Genomic DNA, 26,087 nt, shown 5'->3' with positions numbered 1-26,087 from the left:
ACCTGTTGGGCTAGCGTGCGCGGCATGGTCGCCCGTTCGTCCGCTCGTGGTGCCGCCCGGTGGCGGGCTCCGGCGGCACCGAAACTGCCGGCGTCGCCGGACCTGGCCTCCGCCGGGGATCTGACCATCGGGGACGAGGCGACGTTCGAGCGGCTGGGCCTGGGCGACCTCGACCTGTCCGGGCGGTCGGCGGACGGGGCCGAGTTCACCCGGTGCCGCCTCACCCGCACCGACCTCAGCGGTACCCGGCTGGAGGCGGCGCGGTTCACCGACTGCGTGTTCGAGGGTACGAACCTGGCGAACCTGCGGACGGACAGGTCGTCGATGCTCCGGGTAGGGCTGTCGACGGCGCGGATGACGGGCCTGCAGTGGGTCAACGGGGCGCTGCGGGACGTCACGGTCTCGGACTGCCGACTGGACCTGTCGTCGTGGCGGTTCACCACCTTCGCGAACGTGGCGTTCGAGGGCTGCAACCTGACCCGGGCCGACTTCCAGCACGCGGACCTGCGCGGCGCCCGCTTCACCGACTGCGACCTGACCGGCGCACAGTTCTCCCAGGCGAGCATGGACGGCACCCGTTTCGCCCGCTGCGACCTCGCCGGGATCGGCGGCGTGACCAGCATGACCGGCGCGATCCTCGCCCACCAGGACCTCATTGCCCTGTCCTACGCCCTCGCCGGGGCGCTCGGCGTCCGGATCGAGGACCCCGACGAGGAGTAGGCCTGTCGTACCCGAAGCCGCGTCGGGAGGGCTGCCGGGCGCGGCATCCGATGAGGCCGCGCCCGGCAGCGCCGAGTTCGACATCGGGCGTGTCGGCTGCTTGATTTCCGCAACATCAACTGCGGTATGGACTAGATTCTGCGGCATGGGGTTGCTGGATGACGCGGTGGCGGTGCTGGACGAGCGGGGCGTGCTGGAGCCGCTGGGCGGGTTGATCCGGCAGGTGTACCGGCGGGCCGCGGATCGGCACGAGCCGGAGCTCGGCGACGACGCGATGAGTTTCGGCACCACGGTGTGGCGGAACCTGACGAACCTGGGCAAGGCGTCCTTCGACGGGGTCGACGGGGTACGGGTGCGGGTGGAGGACAACTCCCTGGAGATCCTCTGCGCCGGGTACGTGGTGCGGTTGTACTCGTTGCAGGGTGGGATCGAGTCGATCCGGTGGGAGGGCAGCGAGGCCCGCCTCGGCGGGGCGGTGGAGAACAGCCGCGACGGACAGTTGGCCTTCGACGACGCCGAGCAGTTCCCGGAGGTCTTCGCCGGGGTGGTGCCCCCGAAGCGGCACCTGCGGGTCGCGCACACCGGTGACATCGCCACGGGTGAGGCGACGGCGTACCTCGGGTTGCCCCGCGACAACCGTGAGGGCGGGTCGCCGTGGTTCGAGGTGACGCTCTGGTTCGGTGACGCCGTCACGGTGGGGACGCCGCTGCCGATCGTCGGTGACCCGGTCGGGGTGCCGGTGCAGCGCCACGACGAGCTGCCCGTGCCGGAGCTGCCGCTCGGGACGCTGCGGCCCGCCGGCGGCGCCGGACGTACCCTCGGTGTCGCCGGCCGACGGGCGTGACGGGCGGGGTTCGCCCGCCGGTGCCGGTCACCGCGGCCGTGGCGGGGTTCGAGCCGCACGCGCTGGGGTTGGCGCGCAGGTGGCGGCGGATGCGGAAGAACGAGTTGGCCCGGCAGGTCGGGGTGACGGCGGCGGCGGTCAGCCAGTACGAGCTGGGGCAGGCCCGCCCGTCGGCGGCGGTGCTGGCCCGGTTGGCGTTGGCGTTGGCGATGCCTGTGGAGTTCTTCGCCGCCGGTGTCCCGGCTCCGGCGTCGCCGGGGCGGGCACACTTCCGTAGCCTGCGGGCCACCAGCCAGGCGGAGCGGGACCAGGCGGAGGCGTTCGGTGAGGTCGCCTGGCGGGTCGTCGAAGCCGTGGGCCGGCAGCTGCGGCTGCCGCAGTTGCGGCTGCCGCAGCTCGACTGGCCGGAACCGGCGCGGGCCGAGGACGTCCGCACGGTCGCCGCGGCGGCACGTGCGGAGTTCGGGCTCGACGACGGGCCGGTGCCGCACATGGTGCGGCTGCTGGAAGCCCACGGGGTGATCGTGTTGTCCCTACCGGACGCCTCCGAACGGGTCGACGCGTTCTCACACTGGTACGGCCAGCGGCCGTTCGTCTTCCTCAACCCGGCCAAGAACGACAAGGCCCGCTCCCGGATGGACGCCGCCCACGAACTCGGCCACCTGCTGCTGCACCACGACGCCGAGCCGGGCAGCCAACTCCTGGAGCGGGAGGCCACCGCCTTCGCCTCCGAGTTCCTCGCCCCCAGCACCACCCTCGCCGGTGAGCTTCCCGCCCGGCTGGACTTCGACCGGCTGCACGAGCTGAAACGCCGCTGGGGGATCAGCCTGAAAGCCCTCGTCTACCGGGGACACGACCTCGGCGTCTACCGGGACCACACCTACCGGCGCGGGATGAGCCTGCTCGCCCAGTGGGGCCACCCCGAACCCGGCGACCTCGGCCCCCGCGAACAACCCTCCCTCCTCGGCAAGGCAGTCGACCTCCTCGACCAGCAGCACACGACCGTCGAGGACCTCGCCGCGCAGGCCGGCCTACCGGCAACCCTCGCCCGCACCGTGATCGACGCCGCCACCGAACACCTCCCCGAACTACGACTCACCCCGACCGGCCCCTGACCTGAGCCGGGGCCCTTTGGCCAGGGCGATCCCCGCTCGGGGTGCATCGCCTACTCAGGCGGTGTGACGGTGGGTGCTGTCGGTTCGACGTGGTGGCTGTCCCAGACCCACTGGTCGTCGCCGTGGTCGACCAGGGTGCTGTACCGGTACCGCAGCAGGTCGGCGTCCGTGCTCGGGTCCGGGCCGCCGGGATGCGGAGGTGCCGGGTCCAGCGCCGCGTCCGCGTTGTAGACGAGCCGGTCGGCCAGCCGGTAGTCACGGCGGAATCCCGTGCGCCACTGCGAATTGCTGCCCCAGCCGTGCGACAGGTCGGCCACCTGCCGGTACCGCCGCCGCCACGCCCAGTACAACGTCGAGGTCGAGGCGAGTACGGGATCCAGGTGGTCGGTACCGGCCCGGACGCTCACACCGCCACGCATGAGCAGCAGCGACCCGATGAGACAACTCGGCCACCACTGCCCGGCCAGCACCGGCGGCGCCTGCGGATCCTCTGCCGGCTTGACCTCGACGATCTCGTGCAGGAACGGATGGAACCCTTCCCTGGCTGGGACAGTGCCGCCGATCGCCGCGACGAACCGCGGGTACGCCGAAGCCGGAAGCCAGTCCGCAGGATCGCCGGGATCGGTGGCGGGCGGCTGGCTGGGCAGGATCAGCAACTCCATCACCCTGCTCACCGCGTACAACGTCCACAGGTCCCCGTGCGCCAACGCGACGGCGGCCATCCTCGGCTCGCCGACCTGCCGCAACGCCGTCAGGATCGACGAGTGGGCGGCAACCCATGGGTCGAGGACGTCCCGATCCCATGCGCTGCCGCTGTAGTCGAGGGTCGGCTCGAACAGGCCGAACCTGACCTCCTGCCACGCGCCGTCCGGGAACACCATCTCGGCTCTCACGATCGCCAGTCTCCCGACCGCTCGGGCAGCCCGTCGAGCGAGATCCGACCGCCCCACCTGATGCAGGCGGCCGAACCGGCCGACCGGATCGATGAGAACGCCGTGCAGAGGGTGGACCGGATTCCCGGCTCGACGCGTGGGTCCCCACATCAGCGGTCTCGGCGTCTTGGCTCGATGGGCGAGCCGAGGGGCGGAAACACGGAGTTCCGTGAGGTTCCTCCTGGGCAGGAAGAGGTTCCCTCCCGATCGGGAGGGTGTCTGGACCGGGTGGGGACGGCACGGAGGGCCTGTCAGGGGGTGTGTGCAGCACTGACAGCCCTGGTCAGCACTGTGCCGGGCATGTCCGGCGGTCACGGCTGACGATCCCAGGAACGAGCCGGTGCGCGACCCGGTCGACGCCACCGCCTGACAGCGAGTCCTCAATGCCGCTCGGTCCTCGGACGGGAGCGACATTCGTCGGGCTGCGGCGGAGCTTCCCGACGAGGTCGTCGACGCCACAGGGGCCCTGGCCCTATACCTCGCGTACGCCCATCATCAGGCCGACCGGCCCGATGACCTTGTTGCGCACCAAGCCGGGTTCCCGCCGCCACGTTCATCGTCGCCGGTGGGCCAGGCTGGCGGCATACTGCCAGTCCGAACTGCGGCACGACCACACCAATGCCAGTCAAGAGGTGCGCTGTCGGAGTTTGTCGGAGTCGAACTCCGACAAACTCCCTACGTCGTCGGTCCGCGCATGGCGAGAAGCGGTGCCAACGTCCGGACCTGGTGTTTCGGGTGCGGGTTGCGGTCGGTGGCCTGTGTCCGGATCTGCGGCTGGTCCATATCCTCGGGCGGTAGGTTCGTCGGTGTGCTTGCGATGACTCTGGGAGAGATCGCCGCCGCCGTGGGCGGGACGGTGCGGGACGGGTCTGACGAGGTGACGGTCACGGCGCCGGTGGTGTTCGACAGCCGGCGGATCGAGCCGGGTGGGATGTTCGTCGCGCTGCCCGGTGAGCGGGTCGACGGCCATGACTACGCCGCGCAGGCGGTGGAGGCGGGCGCGGTGGCGGTCCTGGCGTCCCGGCCGGTCGGTGTCCCCGCTGTCGTCGTCGACGACGTGCCCACCGCGTACGGCCGGCTGGCCCGCACGGTCGTCGACCGCCTGCCGGACACGACGGTGATCGGCGTGACCGGGTCGGTGGGGAAGACGTCGACCAAGGACATCCTGGCGCAGGTGTTGTCGGCATTCGGGGAGACGGTCGCGAACCGGGCTTCCAACAACAACGAGCTCGGCCTGCCGTACACGGTCACCCGCGCCACCGCCGACACCCGCTACCTGGTGCTGGAGATGGGCGCCCGGGGGGTCGGGCACGTGGCCTACCTGACCCGGCTCGCCCCGCCGTCGGTCAGCGTCGTGACGCGGGTCGGACACGCGCACCTGGGCGAGTTCGGGTCGGTGGAGAACATCGCGCTCGCCAAGGGCGAGATCGTGGAGGCACTGCCCGGCGAGGGCGGGTTGGCGGTGCTCAACGGCGACGATCCACTCGTGGCCGCCATGGCCACCCGCACCCGGGCAAGGGTCCTCACCTACGGCATCGACGGGCCGGCTGACGTACGGGCCGAAGACGTGACGGTCGACGAGCTGGGCCGCGCGGCGTTCCGGCTCGTCCACGAGGGGCAGGCCGCGCGGGTGCGGTTGCGCCTGTACGGGCTGCACCAGGCGTCCAACGCGCTGGCCGCCGCCACCGTCGCCCTGGGCCTCGGGCACCCGATCGGGGCGGTGGCCGAGGTGCTGTCGCGGGCCGAGGCGGTGTCACCGGGACGGATGCAGGTCACCACCCGCCCGGACGGGGTGACGATCATCAACGACGCCTACAACGCGGCACCGGATGCCATGCGGGCGGCACTACGGGCCCTGCGGACGATGACCGGTGGGGACCGGCGGGCGGTCGCGGTGCTCGGTGAGATGGCCGAACTGGGCGAACACGCCGCCCAGGTGCACCGGGAGATCGGCCGGCAGGTCGTCGAGGTCGGCGCGGGTTGGCTGGTCGCGATCGGTGGGGCGGACGCCGCCCACTACGCCGCCGGCGCCGACGGCGGCGCGACGGTGGTCGACCGGGCGGCCGACGTGGCGGCGGCGTGGCAGTTGCTGCGTGACGGGCTACGTCCGGGCGATGTCGTACTGGTCAAGGCCGCCAACAGCGCCGGGCTCCTGACGCTTGCCGACAAGCTTGTCGAGGAGCCCGGCGCTGTCACGGCGTGAGGGTCAGGCGGACAGCAGCACCTCGGACCGGCTGCCGAGGCTGTCCATGATCACCCGCTGGTAGCCGGTCACGTCCCCGGTGCCCATCGTCAGCAGCACGTCACCCGGCCTCGCCAGCCCGCCCACGAGCCGGCCCACCTGATCCGGGCCGGCGGACATGCGGTAGCGACCCTTCGGCAGCCGGGCGGCGATGGACGAGACGTCCGCCCGCGAGTGGCCCGGTGGGACGGTGCCGTGCACGTCGAGCAGCAGGACATGGTCGGCCTTGCCGGCCAGGACTTGGCCGATCCGCGCGCCGAACGCCAGCACCCGGGCGTGACCGGACGGCTGGAACACCACGATCACCCGCCCACCGGCCAGGGCGCGGGCGGCGTCGAGATCGGCGGCGATCTCGTGCGGGTGATCGGCGTACGAGTCGACCACCGTGACCCCGGCACGGGTGTCGACGTGCTCGAAGCGCCGACGTACCCCCGGGAAGGAGCCCGCCGCCGCGGCCGCGCGGACGGGGTCCAGGCCGAGCGCGGTCGCGCACGCCATGGCGGCTGCCGCGTTGTGTAGGTGGTGTGGTGCCGGGGTCGGCAGGGACAACGTGACCTCACCGCCGTCGGGCATCCGCACTGTGGCCACGCCGGACCACCCGTGGACCCGGGTGTCGGTCAGGCGCACGTCGGCGGAGCGGTCCCGGCCGTACCGCAGCACCGTCACGTCAGGCCGCTCACTCTGGATGACGTCGGCGGCGACGGTGGCACCGACACAGTCGGCGTTGACGACGAGGAAACCGGTGGGCGCGATCCGGTTACCGAAGCCGACGTAGGCGCGCAGGAGCGCGGCGTGGTCGACGAAGTTCTCCGGGTGGTCGTCGGTGACGTTGGTGATCACGGCGATCGACGGGGTGAGGAAGTGGAACGACCGGTCGGACTCGTCGGCCTCGGCCACCAGCAGCGGTGACCGGCCCAGGTGGGCACCGGAACCCGGGCCCGTCAGGTCGGCCCCGATCAGGAACGTGGGATCCCCGCCCAGGGTGCGCAGGAGATGGGCCACGATGGCCGTCGTGGTCGACTTGCCGTGCGATCCGGACACCGCGATGAGCCGGCGGTTCGCCGCGAGGGCATCGAGCACCTGTGCCCGGTGCACCACCGGGATACCTGCGGCGCGGGCGGCGTCGATCTCCGGAGCGTTGCGGGCCACGGTGGTGTAGACGACGCAGCTCGCCCCGGCGATGTGCCCGGCGTCGTGTCCGACGTGCACCCGCACGCCGACGCTGCGCAGTCCTGCCAGGTTGGTCGAGTCGTTCACGTCGCTGCCGCTCACCTCGTGTCCCAGCGCGGCCAGGAGGCGGGCCAGGCCGGACATGGCGCTGCCGCCGATACCCACGAAGTGGGCACGGGACAGATCCACCTCGCCGGTGTAGGCCTCGATCGTCGGGTTGCCGGTGATCGTGTCGGTCATGGTGCCGTTTCTCCTTCTGCGAAAGCGTGTCGGGCTGGTGCCACGTACCTGTTGGGCTGGGCTGTCCGCTCCTTCCGTGAGAGGGGTCTTCCTTGCGGCACGGCCGGGGTCGGCCCCGGGCCACCAACTCGGCCGAGCGGGTTCTGTCCGTGTGTCGCCGATTGGCCCGGTGGTGACGGGCGCTCCGGCTACCTGTGCACCCCGATATCGGCGACGACGGCGCGCGAGGTGAGCAGACGACTGGCTGCTTGCGAGCCTGAGAGCGATATGTGCCGGCACCGCCAGCCACGATTCAGAGCATTCAGTCCTCCCGGTTCTGGCATTCGAAAAGCTCCACTTCGAGCGCTTGACGACGCCGATCGAACTGATGGCGCCGGCTGGGACAACACACTGGGCTCGTTATCGGACAGCAACCCATTCGCGGTGCCGCCAGTGGCTTCTCTCGATCCGCTGTGGCAGGATCAGAACACCCGGTCGGCGGGAGTGTCGGCCAGCTCTGACAAACTGCCGACATTGCGAATGACAATTCTGATCACACAACTGGTCGGTGATGTGGATGCTGATTACGCCGGAGCAGGTGACCGAGTCCCAGAAGGCGCTCGGCGCGCAGTTGACCGCGTGGCGGGCAGCCGCAGGGCTGACACAGGCCAGCCTGGCCGCGCGAATCCGCTACTCCCGAAGCACCGTCGCCAACCTCGAGATCGGCCGGAGTCAGTCACCCGCCAGCTTCTGGCAGCTCGCCGATCAGGCGCTCTCGGCAGACGGCGCACTCATCGCGCAGCACCGGAAGGTCGCTGAGCTGCGGGCACGGTACCGAGCCCAGAGCACCTTGGCCCGTGAACAGGCGCGGATGGCCCGGATCGCAGCTTCCCTGACACCGGTACCCCACGATGACGACCCTCCACTGTCGAGTTCGTGGCAGCCAGCGGTCGCTGTCGGCACTGCGGCGCGCTCTCGCGCTCACCCTGCAACGCCAAGCGATGGTGTCCACGGGATCGCGGACACCATGCCCGGCACTGCGGCACCGCTGTCGGCCGTTGCCGACATCGCCCTCACACCTGACGAGGAGCACCGTGACGGCGTCGCCACGGCTACCCTTGAGGTTATGTCCGACGGGCAGGCGATGTCGTTCCGGGTGACCCGGCGGACACTGCTGGAACTCGTCGCCGGTCTCACCGCCTTGAAGGCTGCCGGCCCTGTGGGAGCGTCCCGCCCGACAGCCGTCGACCCCGCTGTCGTGGACCACTTCGCCGAACTCCGCGCCCTCCTGGTGCAGGCCGACGACAAGCTGGGCGGACGCACCATCCTGGCGACCGTCGAGCAACAGATCACGCAGATCGCCGCCCTCCGTCGACAGGCCCGGGGGCAGCTTCGCGACCGGCTTCTGAGCACCGAGGCCCGCTGGAGCGAGTTCGGCGGCTGGCTCAGCGACGACCTCGGCGACCGGGCAGCCGGCGACCGCTGGCTCGACCGCGCGTCCGGCATGGCCCAAGAGGCCGACGACCGGGAATTCAGCTCCTACGTGCTGGCACGCAGGGCGCAACGCATGGTCGGCACCGGTGACGACGACCGCGTCGTCGGACTGGCCCGCGCCGCCTGCCGCCACCCCGACGCGCCTCCGCTCGTCCACGCCTTCGCCGCCGTACAGGAAGCACACGGCAGTACCCTCGACAACGACGCCACCGGCTTCCAGACCGCGATGGAGCGCGCCCTAACGCTCGTCGCGACCGACCCGGCCACCGACGACGAGCACGCACTCGGGTCCTTCTGCACACCGCCGTACCTGGCCGCCCAGGAGGGCGAGGGATGGCTCCGCCTGAACCAACCGCACCGGGCCATCACCAGCTTCACCACCGCCGTCAACCACTGGCCTGACCGCTACCGGCGGGAACGCGGCATGTACCTCTCCCGGACAGCACACGCCTACCTGGCCGCCGCTGAACCGGAGCAGGCCGCGACCACCGCCGACGAAGCGCTGACCCTGGCCACCACGACCGGTTCAGCACGCGTCCGCCGCGACATCCTCGCCCTGACCCGGCAGCTCAAGCCCTTCTCCCAGCACCAGCAGGTCCGGGAACTCCTCGACCGGGTCGCCGCCACCGGATGACCGACCACCAGCCCGACGAGACGTCCCCACCGCCACAGCAGGTGATCGTCGTCGGCCGCGCCAACATCGACATCACCGTCCGGATCCCCCGACGACCACAGCCCGGACGCACGACATTCGCCTCGGCACCCGCCGCCACCACAGCCGGCGGCAAGAGCCTCAACCAAGCCAGGGCCGCTGCCGGCGCAGGTGCCCGGACCACCCTGGTCGCCAACGCCGGCACCGACGAATGGGGCACCTTCCTGCGACGCGCCCTCACCGACGCGGGCGTCGACGTGTCGTACTTCCAGCTCATACCGTCGGCACCGACCGGCGTGGCGATCGTGGAAGTCACCCCCGACGCCGAGAACCACATCGTCCTCGCACTGTCTCCCGCGACAGAACTCACCGCCGACCAGGTGCGCGACGCGCTACGGCGGCTGCACGCACCCACCGTGCTTACCCAGCTCGACCTTCCACCCGACGCCGTCGACGCCGTTATCCAGCACCACCGGGCCGAGACACTCATCGGCAACCTCGTACCGCACGCCATGCTCGGGTCAGCCGTGCTCGCCGCCCTCGACCTCTTCGTCTGCAACGAACACGAGGCCGCAGCGATCCTCGGCCGGCACCACGCCGATCCGACGATCGCGGCTCAGGAGCTTCGTGGGCTGGGACCACGGGCGGCCGTGGTTACCGCAGGAGCTCGCGGTGCCGCCTACAGCACCGCCGAACACGCCCGGCTGGTCCCCGCACCACATGTCCACGCCATTGACACCACCGGCGCAGGCGACCACTTCCTCGGCACCCTCACCGCCCGACTCACCCAGAACACTCCGCTGGGGCAAGCCATCACCGACGCGGTCAACGCTGCGACGGCAGTGGTAGGTGGCGACTGAGGGCCAAGACCAGCCGCCGGCCTCGCCGATGCCCCGACCGTTTGGCGAGCCGGCTGCAGTCCGGCCTGCTGGGAGTTGTTCGAGGAGGACACGTGAGGGTGGCGGGCATAACCGATGAAGTGTCGGTCGACGACGCCGTCCGCGCCTCGGTGAGCTACGACCAGCTACGTGCCGGTGACGACGGCGTGTATTGGCTGGAGACCCGCCCCGACGCGGAGCAGGGGACGACGGTGACGGGCTGGCGGGCAAGCGATGGCAAGCGTGACGTCAGTCCGAAGAACTTCGATGTCGGCAGCGGAGTGCACGCGTACGGGGGCGGATCGTTCGTTGTCGCCGAGGGAACGTTGTGGTGCGTCGGCGGAGATCGCCTTTACCGGAGGCGCCGGGATGACGACGAACTCGAATTGGTCGGTCACGGGTGCTTCGGTGATCTGACGATCGGTGACGGCGAGTTGCTGGCCGTGCGGGAGTCGGAGCAGGGTGACCAGCTCGTGGCGGTGCCCCTCACCGGCGCTCCGCGGATGCGGACTCTGGTCTCGTCCCCGGCGTTTCTCGGCGCGCCTCGGCCAGGCCCGGGTCGGTTGGCTTGGACCGCCTGGAGCGAGCACGACATGCCGTGGGATGCCTGCGAGGTGTGGACCGCCGCCTATTCGCCGCACGGTGAGGTCGAGAATCCCGTGAAGCTGGCCGGTGGTCCGGAGGAATCGGCGGTGGAGCCGCGATGGGGACCCGACGGAGCGTTGTACTTCGTGTCGGACCGCAGTGGTTGGTGGAACCTCTACCGGTGGGACGGCCTCACGGTGGAGGCGGTGGCACCGATCGCGGGTGAATGCGCTGCGGAGCCCTGGGAGTTGGGCTACGCGTCGTACGGCTTCCTCGACGACGGTCGGATCGTCATGGTTGTGCAGGAGGGGCCGCGACACCGCCTTGTCGTCATCGAACCCGACGGCACTGTCCGTCCGGTCGACCTGCCGTACACGTCGATCAAGCCGTACCTCGCTCTCCGAGGGACGACGGTGGCGTTGATCGGTTCGTCGCCGACCGCAGCCCCGCAGGTCGCACTCGTGGACCTGGCTGATATCGATCCCCCTCAGGTGGAGGTTCTCGCCAGCCCGGAGCATGCCGCGCTCGACGGCGTGCGGGTATCCACGCCGACGGAGCTCCGCGTACGGGCGGCCGGTGGTCGGGAGGTCATTGCCCTGGTGTACGCGCCGACGAACTCGACTGCGGACTGGCTCGCACCGGTGATCGTTCGCGCGCATCCCGGGCCTACCGCCTCGTGTCTGCTGCGCCTGGACTGGCAGGCGCAGTTCTTCACCAGTCGTGGGTTCGCCGTCGTTGATGTCGATTACCTGGGTAGCACCGGGTACGGCCGGGCGTTCCGGGAGTCGCTCTACGGACGGTGGGGCCTGGACGACGTCGACGACTGCACTGCTGTGGCCGTTCACCTGCTATCTACAGGGCGGGCGTTGCCGGGGCAGGTGTTCATCCGCGGCGCCAGCGCCGGTGGATACACCGCTCTGCACGCGGTGGCACAGGACGGCCCGTTCGCCGCCGCCACCGCCGTGTCGGCGATCGTGGATCCTGACCGGTGGGCGCGGACGGTGCCCCGGTTCCAGCGGGCGCACGCCATGCGGCTACGCGGGGGCGCCGGTGCGGTCCGTGCCGCCGAGATCCAACGGTCGGTGCTGCTCATCCACGGCACCGCCGACGAGGTGGCCGAAGCCGATGATGTGCGGGAACTCGCCGAGGAGCTGACGTCTCTCGGCATGGCGCCCAGGGTGTTACTTCTTCCTGATGTCGGCCACTACGTGGCGTCGTCCCGTCGAGCGGGCGCGGCGTTGGAGGCAGAACTGGCCCACTACCGCGCGGTGGTGGCGGATGCCGCCAAAGATCAACAGGGGTTGCGCAGCGGCCAGCGGTAGCCGGTGGAGACGCGAGTGCCATGTACGCGGCCGGGATGTGGCGGGGTGCCGGTCGAGGTTCTGGGCGAGCGCTCCGTGCTCCTTCCGTGGCGACTGCCGCAGTGGGTATGGAGGCGAGGCACTAGTGTCCTGCGCCTGAAATTCGCCTTATAACTAGGTGTAGCGTCGTGGGATGCCGAGGACCGGACGCCCCACTGCACCGTTGACGCTGTCGGACGAGGAACGGGCGACGTTGCTGCGATGGGCCCGACGGGCGAAGTCGTCGCAGGTCCTGGCGATGCGGGCGAAGATCGTCCTGGCCTGCGCCGACGGGCTGTCCAACGTTGAGGTGGCGGCGAAACTGGCGGTGCATCTGTCCACCGTGGGCAAGTGGCGGCGCCGGTTCCTGGCCGAACGCCTGAACGGCATGATCGACGAACAACGGCCGGGCCGGCCCCCATCGATCACTCTTGACCAGGTGGAACAGGTCGTGGTCGACACCTTGGAGCAGACCCCGCGTGACGCCACCCACTGGTCACGAGCGTCGATGGCAGAGAAGTCCGGACTGTCGAAATCGACGATCGGCCGGATCTGGCGCGACTTCGGCCTCAAGCCACACCGGGCGGATACCTTCAAGTTGTCGACCGACCCGCAGTTCATCGAGAAGGTCGTCGACGTCGTCGGCCTCTACCACCACCCGCCCGAACGGGCGGTCGTGCTGTGCGTCGACGAGAAATCCCAGATCCAGGCACTCGACCGGTCCCAGCCAGTCCTGCCGATGATGCCGGGCATGCCCGAACGACGCACACACGACTACCACCGCAACGGCATCACCAGCCTGTTCGCCGCCTTCAACATCGCTGACGGCACCGTGATCAGCGAACTGCACCGCCAGCACCGGGCCACCGAGTTCAAACAGTTCCTGATCGCCATCGACAAGCAGGTACCCGCCGGCCTGGACGTGCACTTGGTCTGCGACAACTACGGCACGCACAAGACCCCGGCGATCCGGGCCTGGCTCGCCCGGCATCCCCGCTTCCACATGCACTTCACACCGACCGGATCCTCCTGGATCAACCAGGTCGAACGCTGGTTCGGCCTCCTCACCGACCAGAAGATCCGCCGCGGCGCCCACAAGAGCGTCCAGGCACTGGAAGCCGACATCCGCGCCTGGATCGCCGACTGGAACACCCACCCACGCCCGTTCATCTGGACCAAGACCGCCGAGGAGATCCTCGAATCACTCGCCCGATTTTGTAGCCGAATTTCAGGCGCAGGACACTAGTTGATCTTCGATGATGTGCGCGACGTGTGCTCGCCAGCGGATGCCAACCCGGGTCACCCGGTGCCGACGCGGGTCACCGCAGCCGCTCGTGGTCGCAAACGGGGGTTCGTGTGCTCGGGCTGTGGTCCTGGGCTGGGCGAACGGGGGTCCGGGTGCTGCGGGTCAACGTAGGCCACTCCCTGCCACCCCAGGTGAACCCGCAGGTCGCTAGACTAGGCGCTCGCGCCCTCGTAGCTCAGGGGATAGAGCATCGGTTTCCTAAACCGTGTGTCGCAGGTTCGAATCCTGCCGGGGGCACCTCGAAGATCAGCAGAAACGCCACTTGAGCAGCGGATACGTTCCCGCATCGATTGATCATCCTGTGCAGCCGGATGCCACCCTGAGCCGCCGTTTGTAGCCGTCCGTGCAGAGTACGTGCAATGATCTTGGCGACCTGGGGGTCCACGTATCCGCAGGTCACAGATTGTCCCCGGCGCTCGGGCGGCCCGCTTCGCCGTGGCTTGCCGACCGCTCGCGCTGCATGAGTCGGCGCTCCTCGACGAAGTGCTCTCCCAGACTGCCGAGCAGACGGGCGCGGGCAGCGTTCAACCGCTCCGCGTAGTCGGGGCTGAAGACCTCGGCGAGTGAGGTCCTCAGCGCACCACTCAGGGCGTACAGCGGGGACCAAACGGCAGCGTCCCCATCCGCAATGGCATCGAACGGCGTTGTACCTATGACGCTGTCCAACCAATCTGACAGTACGAGTGCCTGGTCCTGGCTGAGCTTGATCGTCAAGTTGTCCATCACCGCTTGAGAGTATTTCGAGAGCCGATGGCACCGGATCGTGCTCGGTCTAGACATGCGGCGCAAGCACTGCCTCGATCCGCTCGTTCATCCGGCTACGGTCCCCGTCGAGGCACTTGGCGTACACCTTGAGCAGCACGTCCACCGAGTGGCCGGCCCGCTGCGCCACCTTGGGTGCCGGCAGCCCGGCGTTGAGCCAGAGCGACACCCCAGCGTGCCGCAGGTCGTACGGGCGACCGGCCAGGGGAGAGGCGACCCGGTCCGGCGGAAGGCTCACCCGCCGCGCCTCTTCCCAGACCCGTGAGTACGTCGACGACGCCACCACGTTGCCCCGGTCACTGCGGAACAGCCGCCCGTCGACGCCCACGCCGAACCGGTCGACGTGCGCCCGCAGGATCGCTACCAATTCCGGCGGGATCGGCACCTCCCGCGCCTCCGTCTCGCCCCGGTGCTTTACCCCCGGTCATCGTGGACCTCGCCGCTGTCGGTGTACCGCCTCCCCGCCGGCGGCCGTGACTTCTCCACCGTCAGCAGTCCCCGGCCCGTTGCCGGAAGGCGGCAGTCCCGCTCCCGCAGGCCAAGTGCCTCACTCGGCCGCAGCGCCGCGAAGTACAGGCAGGCGTAGAAGGCGACCAGGCGCTCACCACGCCGGCCGTTCTTCCCCCGCTGGCCGACATACGTCACCCCGATCAGCAGTTCCCGCGCCTGGCGGATGTTCACCACGACGTACCGAGCCTCCCGAAGCCGATCACGCGCCGCACCGGACAGGTAGGTGCTCACCGGGGCGCGTTCTCCGGCAGGAGCTTGCTCGCGCGGATCAGGATCTGTGCCTGTTGGCCTCGCCGACCGGTCCGGCCGAGCCTGAGCCCTTCCACCCAGATCCACTCGTCGTGGGGTGGGCGGTGGGCCACCAGCCGTACCCCGGTCACCCACAACGTGACCGGTCCGTCCGACGGCATCAGTCGTTCCGCCGCACTGATCTCCAACACCGCACCGAGCCGTACCCGAATGTCAAACACCGCGTCCCCTCCTGACCGGCCCCGCGTTCCTGCGCGGCGGCGTGCTTGCTGTCGTTCGTGGCAGAAGTTGAAGGCCGGCGATCTGCACGAAGACCTCACGTCGCGCCAATGCCTCGCCGGTGGTCCGGTTGATCGAGTAGCCGGTGAGCCACACCCACCCGTCATACGTCGGTCTGTCGTCCACCGATGTCACCCGCAGCCACAACGCCCGTTCGCCGGCGAACTGCACCGACGCCCGGTGGTCGATCAACACCAGGTCACCCGGTGCGGGCACACCCGGCCGATGCGGGGACGGTGTGCGAGGCACCGGGGTGGGCGGGCCATTCACGGGACGGCGTTCGGGTCGTCGCCCCACACCAGCACCCACCCCGGGCCAGCCTCAGCACGACGCCATACGACCGGAACCCGCGCAGTCCAGGCAGGACCGCCGGGCCAGGGAACGCGTCCGCTCAGTCCCGCGCGCCGTGCCCCGGATGGCGGTGCGGGCAAGGGTGTACTTCCAGCCCACGCCCGAGCAGGATTGGCAGTTGGTCGATGCGCTCAGCCCCGTCATGCAGACAGGTTGTGGCACGAACCGCCCACCGACCCGGAAAATCCTTCCGGGGTCGCGGCATGATGAGGGGAGACAGTGGACCGATGCGCGGGAGAACGAACAACCTGACCATCGGCGAACGCGTCGCCTGGTACCGCTACCGACGCGGCCTGTCCCAGGAAGTCCTGGCCGGACTCATCGGCCGTACCGCCGACTGGTTGGGCAAGGTCGAGAACAACCGGATCGAGCTGGACCGGCTCTCCGTCATCAAGTCCCTCGCCGAAGTCCTGGACGTGCCCCTCGGTGACCTGCTCGGCGAACCCGCCCTGCTCGACTGGACCAGCGACAGCGGCACCGCCACCGTCCCCGCACTCCGCGCCGCCCTGATGAACTACCGCGCTCTCGGCCCCTTCACCAACGGCCCGGACCAGGAACCCCGAGCGTCGCCGCACTCAAGAAGGAGGTCGGCGCACTCTGGGACGCCTACCAGGACTCCCGCTTCGGGTACGTCACCGGCCGCCTACCTGACCTGCTCCACCGCGCCCAATCCGCCGCCGACCACCACCACGGCGACGACCAGGACCAGGCCCGCCGACTCCTCGGTCTGACGTACCAGCTCGCCGCGACCCAGCTGACCAAGCTCGGAGAGAGCGACCTCGCGTGGATCGCCGCCGACCGGGGTTTGGCCGCTGTTCGCCCCACCGGCGACCCGCTCATCACCGGCAGTCTGTTCCGGTCCGTCGGTCACGCCCTGCACGCCACCGGCCGGTACGCCGAAGCCGTCCGCCTCACCGAGGACGCCGCCGGCTACCTGGAGCCTCACCTCACGCAGGCCACACCGGAACTGCTCTCCGTCTACGGCACCCTGTTCCTGTCCGGCTCCATGGCCGCCGCCCGCGCCAACGACCCAGCCACCACCCGCACCTTCCTCGCCGCCGCCGACCGCGCCGCGAGCCAACTCGGAGCCTACGCCAACCACCTCTGGACCGCGTTTGGCCCGACCAACGTCGCCATCCACCGCGTCGCCACCGCCGCCGAACTGGGCGACCTGCAAGTCGCCATCGACCTCGGCCCGCGCGTCGACACCACCGGCCTACCCATGGAACGCCGGGTACGGCACGCCCTCGAAGTCGCCCGCGCCTACAGCTCCTGGAACCGCCTCGACGACGCCCAAGCCGCCCTGCTCGACGCCGAACAGATGGCACCCGAACAGGTCCGCCACCACTTCCTCAGCCGCCAACTCGCCCTCACCTGGATACGCCGACAACGCGGCAAGCCCACCGCCGAACTGGTCGGACTGGCCCAGCGCCTCAAGGTGCTCGACTGACCGCAACCCCGTCTACGCTGCCCAGGTGACGACCAACGAGATGCCACCCGTGGCAACCCCACGCGTCGCCGCAGGCGCCCTCTTCTTTGATGCTGAGGGCCGTGTGCTCCTCGTGCGCCCCAGCTACAAGGACCACTGGGACATCCCCGGCGGCTACGTCGAACCCGGCGAGTCACCCCGAGCCGCGTGCGTACGGGAGATCAGGGAAGAACTCGGCCTCACCACCGCCGTCGGCCCCATGCTCGTCGTCGACTGGGCACCCGCCGAGGGCGAAGGAGACAAGCTCCTCTTCATCTTCGACGCCGGATCTCTCACCACGAAGCAGGAACAGGCCATCCGCTTCGTCGACGGAGAACTCACCGAGTGGCGTTACGTGCCACCGGAGGACCTGGACCGGCACGGGCCGCCGCGACTGGCCCGCAGGCTCCGTACAGCAATCGCAGCGCGCGACGGCAGCAACACCACCTATGCGGAGCACGGCACTACACCGCCGGGCACCACGTTGCCGAAACGATCTCAGTAGGGATCAAGGGCCGCGCAAGCGCGGCCCACCCGCCGTGCTCGGCCTGCTGGCGGCCTCCGGCCGGCATCGGCCGACACGACGGGCAGCTTCGATCTACGCACTCTCAGGAGGCAGAATCCGCGCCGGGTCGGAACCCGGTGGAAAGAAGGCAAGGCCACTCGGGTCTCGGTCCGAGCCATGGTCTTCCTGCCAGCCGAAGGACCCAGTAACGACGTAGTCCATCGATGCCCCGGTCAGCAGCATTAGCACCCGACCACTACCCATGCTGCCGGTCTCAGAGAGGATCCGCTTCTCCTCCTCGACGGTAGCCACCCGGATGACGAGACCGTCGTAGTCGTCGCGGACCTTGATCGCTTTGACCGGCTTGAACAGAAGGTCTAACCGGGGCAGGTTGCCGCCTGTGCGGGTGCGAAACAGCAGCTGGCTGTGGCTGACCGTGTAGGCCCAGAGCGCGAAGCTGCGGGTTGACGAGAAGAGCGTTTCACCGGGAACAAGCTGGCGATCCTTGAACCATGCTCTCTCTTGCATAAGAGTAGATCTTGCCATGCGTGAGTACGCGGAGGGCGGACACCAGAGGCCGGACGATCGCGTGGGCGCTCACCGCCGCTGCGGGTGGGGGCGATTGGCTGCCGCGCCGCTTCGCGGCTTGCCACTGGGTACCGGGGTCCAGGCGCGCGGGGAGCCGGCGACACGGCAAGCCGCCCCCGGCCCGAGAGGCCGGGGGCGGTAAGCCGCACGCTCCCCGGACAGCCGCGCACCCTCCGCGCAGCCGTGCCAGCCACGTGCCAGTAGCCGGTGTTCCAGACGGTCCTCAGCGGTCATGATCGGGCACTACGACCCGGCCGCTGACCAGGCGATCCGGGCAGATCACGACAGCCGAGAACGATCTTCCAAACTGCGGTTGCCGAAAGACGACTGCACGCGTGTCGACTCGTCAGCGGCCCGGGAGAGAATCGTCCAGTGACGATCGTCGAGCCGCCGCAGGTAGTTACAGAGCAGGCAGTCTTGCAGCTCCTGCACTTGGCCTTCCTGGAGATCCGCTTCTACACGGCTCCGGTGGACGACGAGTCGCTGGAGACCTTGCTGAAGCGGCGTGAGCAGATCAACGAACTTGCCGACCTCTGCCATGGGCTACCCGGCTGTGTCGCCCCGGAGCGACGGCATCTGCTGGGCGACAACTTGAGGTACCTGTGGCGTACCTCCTCTGTCCGGAAGCAACGATGGATGCGTTCTCACTGGGATCATTTTGGCTACGACCACCGCTGGCTCACGGACTCGGATGTACCTCGTCGGGCGGACGCAGCAGTCGAAGACGCCGGACCGGGGGCCATGCAGAGTACGTGCAATGATCTTGACGCGTCCGGCAGATGACCGACACGGACGTCCAGGTCAAGGACACGCTCACCAACCCACCGCAGTCGCCTTCCTAAACCGTGTGTCGCAGGTTCGAATCCTGCCGGGGGACCAGCTGAGGTCCAGCGGGCAAAGTACCGATCGTCGATGAACTTCGACCGGCTGCGGGACAACCCCTGTCGGATCGCCGCCCACGGTGAACCTGCTGCCCGAACTCCGTCGACGCCGTCATGGCCGCGATGCGGGTCATGACGGCGTCGACGACGGCGGTGTTGCGGGCCGTTGAGCGGTCCGTGTTGTCGCGGGCGGATCAGAGGTATGGGTCGCTCGCGGCGTAGATGCCCAGAACGATCATGAGGGTGCCGGACACTGCCGTGAGGACCTGCCCGGCCCTCGGCGTCATGAGCTTGCGGGAGACCGCTCCGACTCCCACCAGCAGCCCCTGCCAGCCCGCCGAGGCGGCGAAGATGCCGGCTACGAAGAGCACGCCGGCACCCCAGGACATCGTGCCGCCGATGCCCACCGCCGCCGAGGCGAAGTAGCCGATGGTCAGTGGGTTCGCTGCGGTGAGGCCCAGGAGGAGCAGGTAGGCGCGCAGCCCGGTGGTCGGCATGCCACGATCCGTCGGCCCACCAGGGGTCGTCGATCCTTTCAGCCGACGCAGGGCGAGCAGTTCCCGCGCCCCCAGGAGTACCAGGACGGCACCGGCGATGATCCGCATCAGTGTCAGGAGCGACCCGACGGCGGCGGCGACGCCGCCGCCGACCGAGACCGCCAGTGCGGCGAAGACCAGGTCGGTCGTGGCGACGCCCAGCGCCGCCGCCAGGCCCACCCGTAGGCCCCGGGCCTGACCGGTGCGGATGACCAGCAGCCCGATGGCGCCCAGTGGCACCGCTACTGCCAGCCCGGCCAACAGCCCGGCCAGCAGGTATCCCATCATGACAGACATCGCAGCGTCCCCCGTCAGTGCGCGCGTTACGACACTGCGGGACACTACCAGGTATGGGCTATTCCATAAGCTCAGATATCCCGAATCTGACCTCGTCGCCGTCCGCCGGGCTCAGGTCCTCCCGGGTGTAGAACATCTCATAGACGTTGGTCGAATACAGTTGACCTGCCCTGGTCAGCTCGTATCGGTCGCCCTCCAGGCGTAGCCAGTCCTTGTCCACCAGCTCCTGGAGCTCGCTGCCGAAAACCGACTCCATCGGTACGCCGAAGCGCTGCAGGAACTCCGTCTGGGATACCTCACACATCTTCAGGCCACGGATCATGACCCGCCGCATCTCCTGCTCCTTGGTGAGCACCGTGGCGAAGTCAATGGGAATCCTGCCCTCGTCCACCATCTCGTAGTACCGCTTGAGGGGCTGGACGTTGACGTAGAGGCGGTCATGGATCACGCTCTTTGACGACACCCCGAAACCGATCATCGGCCAGGTGCGCCAGTAATATTCCAGGAAGCGGGACAGGTCGGGGCACCGGTCCGGGTGGAAGTACCCGGTGGAGCTGCGCCGACGGAACCCGGCGGCCTCCAACGCGTCGATGGCGTACTCGTACATCATGGCTTCCTCGGCCGGCGACGGCAGCTGCATCTTGCCCGAGCCGATCAGGGTGTGGAAGGCCGTCTTGGGCCAGATCTCCAGGCCGTACGCGGTGATGCAGGCCGGTTCCAGCTCGATGGCCCGGTCCACGCTGCGCTTCCAGTCGTCGAGGGACTGGTCCGGCAGCGGGAAGATCAGGTCGATGTTGGTGTGCCGGAACCCACCGTCGACCACCATGCGGTACGCGTTCTCGGCGGTCGCCACGTCGTGCGAGCGGTTGCAGATCTCCAGGAGCCGGTCGTCGAACGCCTGCACCCCCACGTTCACCCGGTTGAATCCGCCGGCCACCAGTGTCTCGACCTTGTGCGGGTCGACGGTCGACGGGTCGAATTCGAGGGCGATCTCACAGCCGTCGTTGAATTCGAACGTTTCCCGGCACGCGTCGAGCAGGCGGACCAGTTGCTCACCGGTCAGGATTCCGGGCGTCCCACCGCCGAAGTACACGGCGTCGATCGAGAATCCGGGAAAGGTGCGGTTGGTGGCGAAGTTGCGGATTTCCTTCTCCAGCGCGTCGACATACCGCGCGAAGTGTGACTCGTTCTTGTTGACATAGACGGTGTAGTCGCAGAACCCGCACTTCTTGATGCAGAACGGCACGTGCAGATAGAGCACCGCGCTCTGCCGCCGGAAGTAGTCGTCGTAGTCCACGTAGCGGTACTTGAAGGGGTAGGTGTGGATGTTGCGGCGGATGATCTGGCCCTCGGGCTGATACATCTGCGATTCCTCCGCTTCGCTCAGTAAATCGGCGTGAACGGTTGCGTGGCTACGTCGGGCAGCGCATTGCTGACCCGACCGTTCGGGACCACCGGCCTGCCGCACGACACGAAAAGGTCGTCGAAGACCTCGCGCCGCCGGTCCCGGTAGTCCGAGCCGGACCGGCCCACCAGCCGGACCATCTCCTCGGCGAGCATCAGCTGGTACCGGCAGGACTCCTCGTTGAGCACGTTGAGGTCCCCGCTCGCGACGAAGTTCTCCTGGCGGCAGCCGCCACCACACAGGTAGCGCGCCCAGCACTGGCCGCAGACGGGATGCTCGTCGACGGTGCGACGCCATTCCGGGTGCGGCACGGTGAGCCCGTCCTCGCCGGTCCCCACGTCGAACGCCTCGTCGCCGACGAGACGGTGGCAGGGACTGATGGTGCCGTCCGGCGAATGGGTGTAGTAGGTCCGCCCGCCGGAACAGAACGACAACGCGGTGAGACCCTCGATCATCATCTGGGCGGTGCGTTCGTACTCGAGCACCCCGGCGAAGCGGTTGTCGGGCGTGAAGAACGACGGGTAGGCGTGCAGGAAGTCGCGGAACTGCTCGATCATGCCGGGCCGCAGGAAGTGGTTGACGTAGGTGACCTGGCGTGGACTGCTGAGCACCTTGTCGCCCAGGGTCAGGGTGAGGGCGACGCTGCGCCCCTGCTGGTCGATCGGATAGACGCCGGGGTAGATCTGGAAGAAGTCGAACAGGTTGAGTTCCCACAGCTCGCGCACGCTGTCGAGCAGGGTCGGCGTCTCCGTCGCGATGGTCATCCGGGCCACGAGGATGACGTTGTCGCCCGCTTCCCTGCGTAGCGTCCACAGGTTGCGCATGATCCGGTCGTACGAGCCGCTGCCGTTCTTGGACGGACGGTTGCGGTCCTGCACCTCCCGGGGCCCGTCGAGGGAGACGGAGACGATGAACCGGTGCCGGCGGAACAGGTCGATGACGCCGGTGGGCATCAGCGTGAGGTTGGTGGAGATGCGGTGGACGAACGTCACCCCCCGCTCGTCGGCCACCCGCTCGGCCCGCTCGCAGATCTTGCTGATCAGGGCGAAGTTGGCCAGCGGCTCGCCGCCGAAGAACTCGAAGCGCACCCGCTGGCCGGGTGCCACGTTCTCGTCGATGAAGCGGAAGATCCACGCCACGGAGTGTTCGCCCATGGCTTCCTTCATCCGGCCGTAGTCGCCGCCCTCGGCGAAGCAGTACGTGCAGGCCAGGTTGCAGATGTTCGTCAGGTTCACGTTGACCGCGAAGTCCGCACCGTCGGCCAGCGAGCTGGCGCGCAGCGTCTCGGCGTTGCTGTCGGCGTCCGGGGTCAGCGTGAAAGCCTCCCAGGCGGAGTGTTCCTCGGCACGCAGGTGCTCGATCCCCTGTTCCAGGCGCTCACCCACCTCCCGTGGCATTCGGGCGATGCGGTGGTTGCCGGTGACCAGCACCGCGGACTCCTGCTCGTCGAGGTGCACGACGAAATAGTCGGTGCCGCTACGCACGGCGGGTCTCCTGGAGTCGGATCGCGGCCTCGGGGACGGCGTCGCTGGAGTGTTGGATCTCCAGGACCGTGCTGATGGGGAAGTGCGCCCGGTCGTACACCTCGTAGAGGTTGGCGTGGACGCCGGGGGGCAGCTGCACGCTGACGCCGCGGTCGTCCGAGGCGGACTTGCACGCGATGAAGCGGTACTGGGAACCCGGCAGGATGGGCACCCGCTTGACCTCGCGGCCGTGGGAGGCCCCGCCCAGCACGCGGACGGTCACCTCGTGCGCCGCGGACGCCTCACTGGACAACTCCACGTGTACGGCCTTGACGTCGCCGCGCCACTCGTGCTCGATGTGGTGCAGGTCGGCGGCGTCGACGTCGAGAATGTCGAGCGCGGTGTTGTCCGGTGCCGCCAGCAGCCGGAACGGCAGGGGCTTGGCGCACCCCTGGCAGTGGGCCTCCCCGGTGAGCCCGACGGGGGACGCGATCAGCCCGTACCGCTCGACCACCAGCAGACCGCAGTGCGGGCAGTAGGAGTTCGTCGCCTCGTTGTCGTAGACGTTGCCGAGGTAGCAGTAGCGGACCCCCTCCTCCAGCGCGATCTCCCGGGCCCGTTCCAGCCGCTCGACCGGGGTCCGGTCGACGTGGGTGTACTTGTAGTCGGGGTGGAAGCGGACGAAGTGCACGGGCACGTCGGGGCCGAGCCGGTCGAGCACCCAGCGGGACAGTTTCCGCGCGTCGCCCTCGGTGTCGTTGGCGTCGGTGACCAGCAGGCTGGAAACCTCGACGTGCTTGCCCCGGTCGAACACGTAGGCCGTGGCGTCCAGGACGGGCTGCAGCTGGCCCTTGGTCACCCGCTTGTAGAACGTGGGGTCCATCGACTTGAGCGAGATGCTGAAGATGTCGATGACCTCGCAGAGTTCCTTGGCCCCTTCGAGTGAGATGTAGAACGCCGACTTGAAAAGGTTGACCAGGCCGTGCTCGCGGGCGAGCCGGGCGGTGTCCAGGACGAATTCGTGCCAGACGACCGGGTCGTTGTAGGTCCAGGAGATGACCTGGATCCCTCTTTCGAGGGCGCTCTGCACGACCTGTTCCGGGGTGTAGTAATGCACCGACTGGTCCTCTACGAACCGCGCCTGCGAGGTCTGCCAGTTGTGGCAGTAGTCGCAGTTCATCATGCAGCCGATGTTTCCCATCGAAAGGATGCGGGCGCCGGGGGCGTAGTGGTAGACGGCCTCGGTTTCGATCGTCTCCTCGGTCATGGCGACCGACTTGCCGTAGTTGAGCGTCACCAGTTCACCGCCGCGGTTGGCGCGTACCCGGCAGAACCCGACCGCTCCTGGGCGGATGACGCAGTTTCGGGGGGAGAGGTGGCACTGGACCGTTCCGTCCGGGCGGGAACTGTAGAGAACGGCGGGATGGGTGTCCTGCTGCCAGCTCCATTGTTGCTGATCCTTTGGCACGGTGCGTCCTTCCGTGGCGGGATGGCGGGAATTCAGCGTGAACTGCGGTGAATGTGCGCAGGTGCCGAGGGCGCGGGCGGGGTGACCCGTGCCGGGAAGGTGTCAGGCTGTCGCGCGCCAAGATCTGTGATCATTGTATCGCTTACGGTGACGACCCCCGAACGAACGGTATGTCTTGACATGTGTTGGCGTCAATACTTTCGGCATAGGACGGTGACGTGAAGTGGTCTTGGCCGGAAGAGATGGGGCGTGCCTGATGCGCAGCGGAAGATCAGTTATCCGTTGCGTCGGTGGAGTTGTTCTTGGGGCAACGGATAACTGATCTTCCGGCTCTCGGCGTGGGACGGGTGACGACCGCCGCCGCCGTCCACTTCGTGGCCGCGGTGCCGCGCGTCCGGCCGCCGCTGCCGCGTCCCGGCGGCGGCGTCGGGGTCATCCGTTGGCCCGCGTGCCCGCAGGGGCAGGAGGAACTGCCCCTAAGGCGGCCGGCGGTCGCGTACCCCGCGGGCGGGTGCCCGGGGCAGGGTGGCCGGGTTGACTGTCGCCGACGTGAAAAGAGCGGTCATGACCTGGCGCGAGAACTACTGGGACGATGCCACGCAGAGCCCGGACTACTTCGAGTCCGTCGAGTTCGCCACCGTCCTCGACGGCGACTACGGCACCCGGATGTTCGGCCGGTGGATCGCGCAGATGCATCCGGACCGCCACGACCTGATCCGCAGCCTGGAGTACCTGCTGGTCACCTACCGGCACGGCGATGACGTGCAGGCGACGCTGGACACGTTCGAGCGCCAGCTTCCCCGGCCGTGGGACGACTGGGCGATGACCACGGCACTGACGGAGACCGCCCGCCGCAACCCGGACGTGCCGGTCGAACTCCGCGACGACGACGACTTCGCCGCCCTGGCCGAGCAGTTGCGCGACGACGCCCAGCTCTTCGCGCTCTGGCGGGAGGAGGTGCAGCAGGCCGCCGTCATGGCGCTGTCCGTCCCGGAGGTGATGCCCGCCTTCGTCACCTCCTGCCAGACCCTCGCGGCGGAGGCACACGGCTACGGGGACAGGGGCAAGGAGGAGGAGAGCGAGCAGGAGAGCGAGGACGAGGAGGAGGCCAGCTACGACTACTCCGGGTACGACCGGGCGTTCGGGCACATCGCGTCCGACGACGACCTGGTGGTGGCCCCCGGCCCGGAGAAGTCGGTCCGGTTCGCGGAGCCGCTGGTGCAGGGGGAGGACGCGCCGCAGTGGCAGCACGGCGAGTTCAAGATCGGGGTGGCCTTCACCCTGAACCCGGAGGCCAACTCCAACCTGGCCGGCCTCTACTCCTGGGCGCAGACGCAGGCCCTCGTCGGCCTGTGGGGGGTGGACGTGGACGAACTCGCCACCATGATCGGCTCGGCGATGGAGCGGATGCCCCGGATGTACCGGGACGACCGGATGACCATCCACGTCTTCCCGCAGTACGTCTTCATCACGGTCACGATCGACTCGGCGCTGAACGCGCACAACACCGGGATCATCGCCACCCTCACCGACGAGGGGGCGTACGCGCACTACGTGCAGTTCAAGGACCTGGTGATGTTCTACACCGACGAGAGCGACATGGACACCCCGATCTACAACGTGCTCAAGACGTTCGGGGACCCGTGGGCCGGTGGCACGGCCGAGAGCTACGTGGTACGCCACGGCCGGGGCCGCAAGGCGTACTTCACTGTCGACCCGGTGCGGACCAGCCACGAGCAGAGCGTGGCGGCGGTGGTCCGGCGCTGCTCCGGTGGGCTCGACGTCCGGGTGCTGTCGGCCCGGCCGCAGTAGGGTGACGACCGCCGGC

General features: G+C 68.9%; 25 protein-coding genes and 1 tRNA gene. 14 read left to right on the top strand and 12 right to left on the bottom strand.

Annotated features, from left to right (window positions below; translation table 11 throughout):
• Positions 1 to 24 precede the first annotated feature (24 nt).
• The 3 genes from AB0B63_RS27460 (at position 25) to AB0B63_RS27450 (ending at position 2,679) form a co-directional block, all read left to right on the top strand.
• Positions 25 to 720, top strand: a complete 696-nt coding sequence (locus tag AB0B63_RS27460; protein WP_357023809.1) for a pentapeptide repeat-containing protein — start codon at positions 25 to 27, stop codon at positions 718 to 720.
• 145 nt (positions 721 to 865) lie between these two features.
• Positions 866 to 1,564: a hypothetical protein gene (locus tag AB0B63_RS27455; protein ID WP_357023806.1), complete on the top strand. Its 699-nt coding sequence runs from the start codon at positions 866 to 868 to the stop codon at positions 1,562 to 1,564.
• Entirely contained in the window at positions 1,561 to 2,679 is a 1,119-nt protein-coding gene (locus tag AB0B63_RS27450) for an XRE family transcriptional regulator (RefSeq protein ID WP_357023803.1), read from the top strand. Before AB0B63_RS27455 ends, AB0B63_RS27450 begins: the two co-directional genes overlap by 4 nt.
• 50 nt (positions 2,680 to 2,729) lie before the next feature.
• Here the strand turns inward: AB0B63_RS27450 and AB0B63_RS27445 are convergent, their stop codons facing one another.
• Positions 2,730 to 3,572: a hypothetical protein gene (locus AB0B63_RS27445; RefSeq protein WP_357023800.1), complete on the bottom strand. Its 843-nt coding sequence runs from the start codon at positions 3,570 to 3,572 to the stop codon at positions 2,730 to 2,732.
• Positions 3,573 to 4,428: 856 nt separating this feature from the next.
• Between AB0B63_RS27445 and murF the strand changes: the two genes are divergently transcribed.
• Positions 4,429 to 5,814: a UDP-N-acetylmuramoyl-tripeptide--D-alanyl-D-alanine ligase gene (gene murF / locus AB0B63_RS27440; protein WP_357023797.1), complete on the top strand. Its 1,386-nt coding sequence runs from the start codon at positions 4,429 to 4,431 to the stop codon at positions 5,812 to 5,814.
• A gap of 3 nt (positions 5,815 to 5,817) precedes the next feature.
• Here murF and murC read toward each other — a convergent pair whose 3' ends face one another.
• Positions 5,818 to 7,263 (bottom strand): UDP-N-acetylmuramate--L-alanine ligase, encoded by a 1,446-nt coding sequence (gene murC / locus AB0B63_RS27435; protein WP_357023794.1) that lies wholly within the window; start codon positions 7,261 to 7,263, stop codon positions 5,818 to 5,820.
• A 550-nt stretch (positions 7,264 to 7,813) separates the two neighbouring features.
• On the opposite strand from murC, the gene AB0B63_RS27430 reads away from it, so the two are divergent.
• The 5 genes from AB0B63_RS27430 (at position 7,814) to AB0B63_RS27410 (ending at position 13,734) form a co-directional block, all read left to right on the top strand.
• Positions 7,814 to 9,370, top strand: coding sequence for a helix-turn-helix transcriptional regulator (locus tag AB0B63_RS27430; protein ID WP_357023839.1), 1,557 nt, complete (start codon positions 7,814 to 7,816; stop codon positions 9,368 to 9,370).
• On the top strand, positions 9,367 to 10,248 hold the full coding sequence (locus AB0B63_RS27425; RefSeq protein WP_357023791.1) for a PfkB family carbohydrate kinase: 882 nt from the start codon (positions 9,367 to 9,369) through the stop codon (positions 10,246 to 10,248). The genes AB0B63_RS27430 and AB0B63_RS27425 overlap by 4 nt, the downstream gene beginning before the upstream one ends.
• Positions 10,249 to 10,988: 740 nt before the next feature.
• Entirely contained in the window at positions 10,989 to 12,173 is a 1,185-nt protein-coding gene (locus AB0B63_RS27420) for a prolyl oligopeptidase family serine peptidase (RefSeq protein WP_357023836.1), read from the top strand.
• Positions 12,174 to 12,345: 172 nt separating this feature from the next.
• Positions 12,346 to 13,437, top strand: a complete 1,092-nt coding sequence (locus AB0B63_RS27415) for an IS630 family transposase (RefSeq protein WP_357023788.1) — start codon at positions 12,346 to 12,348, stop codon at positions 13,435 to 13,437.
• 224 nt (positions 13,438 to 13,661) lie between these two features.
• Positions 13,662 to 13,734, top strand: a tRNA-Arg gene (locus tag AB0B63_RS27410).
• Between the two features lie 159 nt (positions 13,735 to 13,893).
• Here the strand turns inward: AB0B63_RS27410 and AB0B63_RS27405 are convergent.
• From AB0B63_RS27405 to AB0B63_RS27385, 5 genes are read right to left on the bottom strand one after another with little or no spacing between them, the layout of a single operon-like run.
• Positions 13,894 to 14,223, bottom strand: a complete 330-nt coding sequence (locus tag AB0B63_RS27405; protein ID WP_357023785.1) for a hypothetical protein — start codon at positions 14,221 to 14,223, stop codon at positions 13,894 to 13,896.
• Between the two features lie 46 nt (positions 14,224 to 14,269).
• A complete protein-coding gene (locus tag AB0B63_RS27400; RefSeq protein WP_357023782.1) occupies positions 14,270 to 14,644 on the bottom strand; it encodes a hypothetical protein in 375 nt (124 codons plus the stop codon).
• A 29-nt stretch (positions 14,645 to 14,673) separates the two neighbouring features.
• Positions 14,674 to 15,000 (bottom strand): hypothetical protein, encoded by a 327-nt coding sequence (locus AB0B63_RS27395; RefSeq protein WP_357023779.1) that lies wholly within the window; start codon positions 14,998 to 15,000, stop codon positions 14,674 to 14,676.
• Positions 14,997 to 15,239: a hypothetical protein gene (locus AB0B63_RS27390; RefSeq protein WP_357023776.1), complete on the bottom strand. Its 243-nt coding sequence runs from the start codon at positions 15,237 to 15,239 to the stop codon at positions 14,997 to 14,999. The genes AB0B63_RS27395 and AB0B63_RS27390 overlap by 4 nt, the downstream gene beginning before the upstream one ends.
• Positions 15,232 to 15,492 carry a hypothetical protein gene (locus tag AB0B63_RS27385; RefSeq protein WP_357023773.1) on the bottom strand — a complete coding sequence of 87 codons (261 nt, stop codon included), beginning with the start codon at positions 15,490 to 15,492 and terminating at the stop codon, positions 15,232 to 15,234. Before AB0B63_RS27385 ends, AB0B63_RS27390 begins: the two co-directional genes overlap by 8 nt.
• 383 nt (positions 15,493 to 15,875) lie before the next feature.
• On the opposite strand from AB0B63_RS27385, the gene AB0B63_RS27380 reads away from it, so the two are divergent.
• From AB0B63_RS27380 to AB0B63_RS27370, 3 genes are all read left to right on the top strand, one after another.
• Positions 15,876 to 16,379 (top strand): helix-turn-helix domain-containing protein, encoded by a 504-nt coding sequence (locus AB0B63_RS27380; protein WP_357023770.1) that lies wholly within the window; start codon positions 15,876 to 15,878, stop codon positions 16,377 to 16,379.
• A 74-nt stretch (positions 16,380 to 16,453) separates the two neighbouring features.
• Positions 16,454 to 17,098 (top strand): XRE family transcriptional regulator, encoded by a 645-nt coding sequence (locus AB0B63_RS27375; RefSeq protein ID WP_357023767.1) that lies wholly within the window; start codon positions 16,454 to 16,456, stop codon positions 17,096 to 17,098.
• 25 nt (positions 17,099 to 17,123) lie between these two features.
• The gene (locus AB0B63_RS27370) at positions 17,124 to 17,621 is read left to right on the top strand and encodes an NUDIX hydrolase (RefSeq protein ID WP_357023764.1); all 498 of its coding nucleotides are present in this window, start codon (positions 17,124 to 17,126) and stop codon (positions 17,619 to 17,621) included.
• Positions 17,622 to 17,714: 93 nt separating this feature from the next.
• Here AB0B63_RS27370 and AB0B63_RS27365 read toward each other — a convergent pair whose 3' ends face one another.
• Positions 17,715 to 18,149: a hypothetical protein gene (locus AB0B63_RS27365; RefSeq protein ID WP_357023761.1), complete on the bottom strand. Its 435-nt coding sequence runs from the start codon at positions 18,147 to 18,149 to the stop codon at positions 17,715 to 17,717.
• Between the two features lie 432 nt (positions 18,150 to 18,581).
• On the opposite strand from AB0B63_RS27365, the gene AB0B63_RS27360 reads away from it, so the two are divergent.
• Positions 18,582 to 18,992 carry a hypothetical protein gene (locus AB0B63_RS27360; RefSeq protein ID WP_357023758.1) on the top strand — a complete coding sequence of 137 codons (411 nt, stop codon included), beginning with the start codon at positions 18,582 to 18,584 and terminating at the stop codon, positions 18,990 to 18,992.
• 292 nt (positions 18,993 to 19,284) lie between these two features.
• Here AB0B63_RS27360 and AB0B63_RS27355 read toward each other — a convergent pair whose 3' ends face one another.
• From AB0B63_RS27355 to amrS, 4 genes are read right to left on the bottom strand one after another with little or no spacing between them, the layout of a single operon-like run.
• Entirely contained in the window at positions 19,285 to 19,923 is a 639-nt protein-coding gene (locus AB0B63_RS27355; RefSeq protein ID WP_357023755.1) for a LysE family transporter, read from the bottom strand.
• A gap of 58 nt (positions 19,924 to 19,981) precedes the next feature.
• Positions 19,982 to 21,286, bottom strand: coding sequence for a coproporphyrinogen-III oxidase family protein (locus tag AB0B63_RS27350; RefSeq protein WP_208565735.1), 1,305 nt, complete (start codon positions 21,284 to 21,286; stop codon positions 19,982 to 19,984).
• Positions 21,287 to 21,306: 20 nt separating this feature from the next.
• Entirely contained in the window at positions 21,307 to 22,812 is a 1,506-nt protein-coding gene (locus AB0B63_RS27345) for a radical SAM protein (RefSeq protein WP_357023751.1), read from the bottom strand.
• Positions 22,805 to 24,259 carry an AmmeMemoRadiSam system radical SAM enzyme gene (gene amrS / locus AB0B63_RS27340; RefSeq protein ID WP_208565737.1) on the bottom strand — a complete coding sequence of 485 codons (1,455 nt, stop codon included), beginning with the start codon at positions 24,257 to 24,259 and terminating at the stop codon, positions 22,805 to 22,807. The genes AB0B63_RS27345 and amrS overlap by 8 nt, the downstream gene beginning before the upstream one ends.
• Positions 24,260 to 24,823: 564 nt before the next feature.
• Here amrS and AB0B63_RS27335 point away from each other — a divergent pair.
• Complete coding sequence (locus tag AB0B63_RS27335) at positions 24,824 to 26,071, top strand: hypothetical protein (RefSeq protein WP_208565738.1); 1,248 nt, start codon at positions 24,824 to 24,826, stop codon at positions 26,069 to 26,071.
• Positions 26,072 to 26,087: the final 16 nt, after the last annotated feature.

The organism is Micromonospora sp. NPDC049081 (assembly GCF_040648835.1).
In the GTDB taxonomy this organism is placed as follows: domain Bacteria; phylum Actinomycetota; class Actinomycetes; order Mycobacteriales; family Micromonosporaceae; genus Micromonospora; species Micromonospora antibiotica.
The sequence above is the reverse complement of the archived record's forward strand: the minus strand, read 5'-3'. Positions and strand labels throughout refer to the sequence as shown.

Bases quoted from the DNA above. Each gene is read 5' to 3' on its own strand.
- AB0B63_RS27460 (WP_357023809.1), top strand. From the start codon at position 25: ATGGTCGCCCGTTCGTCCGCTCGTGGTGCCGCCCGGTGGCGGGCTCCG.
- AB0B63_RS27455 (WP_357023806.1), top strand. From the start codon at position 866: ATGGGGTTGCTGGATGACGCGGTGGCGGTGCTGGACGAGCGGGGCGTG.
- murF (WP_357023797.1), top strand. From the start codon at position 4,429: ATGACTCTGGGAGAGATCGCCGCCGCCGTGGGCGGGACGGTGCGGGAC.
- murC (WP_357023794.1), bottom strand. From the start codon at position 7,263: ATGACCGACACGATCACCGGCAACCCGACGATCGAGGCCTACACCGGC.
- AB0B63_RS27430 (WP_357023839.1), top strand. From the start codon at position 7,814: ATGTGGATGCTGATTACGCCGGAGCAGGTGACCGAGTCCCAGAAGGCG.
- AB0B63_RS27425 (WP_357023791.1), top strand. From the start codon at position 9,367: ATGACCGACCACCAGCCCGACGAGACGTCCCCACCGCCACAGCAGGTG.
- AB0B63_RS27415 (WP_357023788.1), top strand. From the start codon at position 12,346: ATGCCGAGGACCGGACGCCCCACTGCACCGTTGACGCTGTCGGACGAG.
- AB0B63_RS27380 (WP_357023770.1), top strand. From the start codon at position 15,876: ATGCGCGGGAGAACGAACAACCTGACCATCGGCGAACGCGTCGCCTGG.
- AB0B63_RS27365 (WP_357023761.1), bottom strand. From the start codon at position 18,149: ATGCAAGAGAGAGCATGGTTCAAGGATCGCCAGCTTGTTCCCGGTGAA.
- AB0B63_RS27355 (WP_357023755.1), bottom strand. From the start codon at position 19,923: ATGTCTGTCATGATGGGATACCTGCTGGCCGGGCTGTTGGCCGGGCTG.
- AB0B63_RS27350 (WP_208565735.1), bottom strand. From the start codon at position 21,286: ATGTATCAGCCCGAGGGCCAGATCATCCGCCGCAACATCCACACCTAC.
- AB0B63_RS27335 (WP_208565738.1), top strand. From the start codon at position 24,824: ATGACCTGGCGCGAGAACTACTGGGACGATGCCACGCAGAGCCCGGAC.